The organism is Methylibium sp. T29, assembly GCF_000576205.1.
Classification (GTDB): Bacteria; Pseudomonadota; Gammaproteobacteria; order Burkholderiales; family Burkholderiaceae_C; genus Methylibium; species Methylibium petroleiphilum.
The window spans coordinates 1-2,642 of record NZ_AZND01000368.1; the positions used below are offsets into that span (position 1 = coordinate 1).

Annotated in this window: 3 protein-coding genes and 1 pseudogene; 2 read left to right on the forward strand and 2 right to left on the reverse strand. The window is 72.1% G+C overall.

Annotation, left to right across the window (positions count from 1 at the left end; genetic code table 11):
• Positions 1-375: hypothetical protein (locus x551_RS20940; RefSeq protein ID WP_036250966.1), on the forward strand; the 375-nt coding region annotated here is incomplete at its 5' end.
• A gap of 39 nt (positions 376-414) precedes the next feature.
• Positions 415-1,262 (forward strand): annotated as a pseudogene (locus x551_RS20945) (PA4780 family RIO1-like protein kinase).
• Between the two features lie 27 nt (positions 1,263-1,289).
• Here the strand turns inward: x551_RS20945 and x551_RS20950 are convergent.
• Positions 1,290-2,291, reverse strand: a complete 1,002-nt coding sequence (locus x551_RS20950; protein WP_036236307.1) for a hypothetical protein — start codon at positions 2,289-2,291, stop codon at positions 1,290-1,292.
• Between the two features lie 7 nt (positions 2,292-2,298).
• Positions 2,299-2,642 (reverse strand): general secretion pathway protein GspB (locus tag x551_RS20955; RefSeq protein WP_216701353.1); only part of this gene is annotated, 344 nt, incomplete at its 5' end.

Consider the following 2,642-nt stretch of genomic DNA (forward strand, 5'->3'; position numbering starts at 1 on the left):
CGGCCTGGCGATTCCCGCGGCTCGCGGCTCGCCGATCGCCACGTGGTGGCCTTCCTGGCGAGCGCGCGGCTGCCGCTGGCGCACCGCATCGAGCGCTGGGTGCCCGACGCGGCGCAGTCCGAACTGCGGAGAGTCGAGGCCTTCAGCGAACTGCACGGCGGCCGCTCCTCGGGCATCGCCCAGCTGCCGCTGTCGTCGACCGGCAGCTCGCTCGTCAAGGCCCTGCAGCGCGGTGTGCCGGTGATCAACGACTTCCCGGCCGACGAGCCGGGATCGCCCGCCGCTGCAGCGGTGGGCATCGGCGCGACGGCGCTCGTGGCGATCCCGGTGGTATGGGAGGACGCCGTGGTGGAGGTCGTGGCGCTCTACCTGTAGTCGCGCCGGACCCGCCGCGACGCGGCGCAGAATGCCGCGATGAAACCCCCCAAGCGACTGCAGTCCCTGATCGAGGAAGGCCTGATCGACAGCGTGGTTCGCCAGCTGATGAGCGGCAAGGAAGCCATGGTCTACGTGGTGCGCTGCGGCGACGAGACGCGCTGCGCCAAGGTCTACAAGGAGGCCACGGAGCGCAGCTTCCGCCAGGCGGTCGACTACACCGAGAACCGCAGGGTCAAGAACACCCGCCAGGCCCGCGCCATGGCCAAGGCACGCGCTACGGCCGCCAGGCCCAGGAAGCGGCGTGGCAGAGCGCGGAGGTCGACGCGCTCTACCGGCTGGCCGCCGCCGGCGTGCGTGTCCCGCGCCCTCACAACTTCCACGACGGCGTGCTGTTGATGGAACTGGTGACCGACGCCCATGGCGATGCGGCCCCGCGGCTCAACGACGTGGCGTTCACGCCGGAGGAAGCGCGCCGCCACCATGCCGCGCTGCTGGCCGAGGTGGTGCGCATGCTGTGCGCCGGCGTCGTGCACGGCGACCTGTCGGAGTTCAACATCCTGCTGGCCGCCGACGGCCCGGTGATCATCGACCTGCCCCAGGCGGTGGACGCCGCCGGCAACAACCACGCGAGCCGCATGCTGCTGCGTGACGTGAGCAACCTGAGCGGCTACTTCGGCCGCTACGCGCCCGAGCTGCTGCCCACCGACTTCGGCCCCGAGATCTGGGACCTCTACCAGCGCGGCATGCTGCATCCCGACGTGGTGCTCACCGGCCGCTTCGACCGCAGCACCGCGGCGGTCGACCTGGGCAGCGTGCTGCGCGAGATCGACGACGCGCGCGCCGCGGAGGCGGCCCGCCGGCAGCGGCTGCAGACGGTAGTGTGAACGCCCGAGGTCGGGCTCGCGCCCGGCTCAGGACCACATCCACCACGCCCACCACAACAGCAGCGCGATGAACACCGCTCGCAGCGGGTTGGTGCGCCGGGTGAACCAGGACAGCAGCTCATCGTCGTCCTCGTCGCCGCCATGCCGGCCCGCGGTGTCGGCGCGCATGCGCAGGATCCACTCCCGCTGACGCGGCAGGTCGGCCGACAGGGCCGCCATGCGGCGCGCCACCGTGTGCGGCGCCGGCTTCTCGGCATGCGCCTGGAGTTGCGGCCCGAGCATCGCCACCTGGCGGTGCGCATCGGCCAGTCGGCTCACCGCCAGCGTGGCGCCGCACTGCGCGCACTGCATCGCCTGCCCGGGCGCCAGCGCCGCGCCGCAGGCCCCGCACTGCAGCGCCCCGCGGTGGGTTGCGGTGGCGTGCACGGGGTGGTCTTCGGTGGCGCCTTCCGGGTCCAGCGCACGCGCCAGCCGGGCGACGTCGAGCAGGCTCGGCACCGAGCGGCAGTGGCCGCACTGCGCGTCACCGCCCGCGATCGGCGCACCGCAGTTCACGCAGTCGATGTGGCCATCGCGCCGGATCAGCGCGGCCCGGTCGGCCGACGACAGCGGCCGCACCAGACCTTTCTCGAACAGGAACTCCGCGAACGACTGGTAGGCGCCGTGCCGCTTCGGGCATTCGAGCTGCAGCGAGCGGCCCCAGCGCGAACGGTTGTGCACGGTCTTCAAGCCGCTGCGGCAGCGCGGACAGGCGGCCTGTTGACGCAGCGGCTGGTGCGCCAGCGACTGGGCCTGCGCCATGTGACCGATCAGTTCCAGGATCGCCGGTCCGTTGAGGCGCGCGGACTCGATGACATCGAACCACACCAGATGGCAGGGCGCGCAGAGGTCGACCTCCACCGCCTGCCCGTAGTGCCCGCGCAGCGCCAGCACCTGCATCGGCCCCTGGCAGTTGCCGCAGATCAGCGGCGGCGCCCCGGCAGGGCCAGCGGCGGAGTGTGCCGGATTCGAGGGGTTGGTGGCCGACACGCCAGCGTCAGTAGGTGATCTCGTAGCGGTAGCCCTTGAAACGCAGCACCGCGGCCTTGAGCTTGATCTGCTCGAGCACGAGTTCGGGACCGAGCTTGTCCTTCTCGTGGAAGATCTGGCCGTTGATGATGAGGAAGCGGTTGGCCGCCTCCGCGGAGTAGATCGAGCCGCCGACCGCGATGGCCGGCAACTGACGGCGGATGTCGTCGGGCAGTTCGGCGACGGTGTGAACCCTGCCCTCCGCCGCCACCGGAGCGGCCGGCTTCTCGGCAGGCGCCACTGCGGGCGCTGTCGCCGGCACCGCACGGCGGGTCGTTGCCGGTACGTCGCGCACCACCGGCGCGGGCGGTG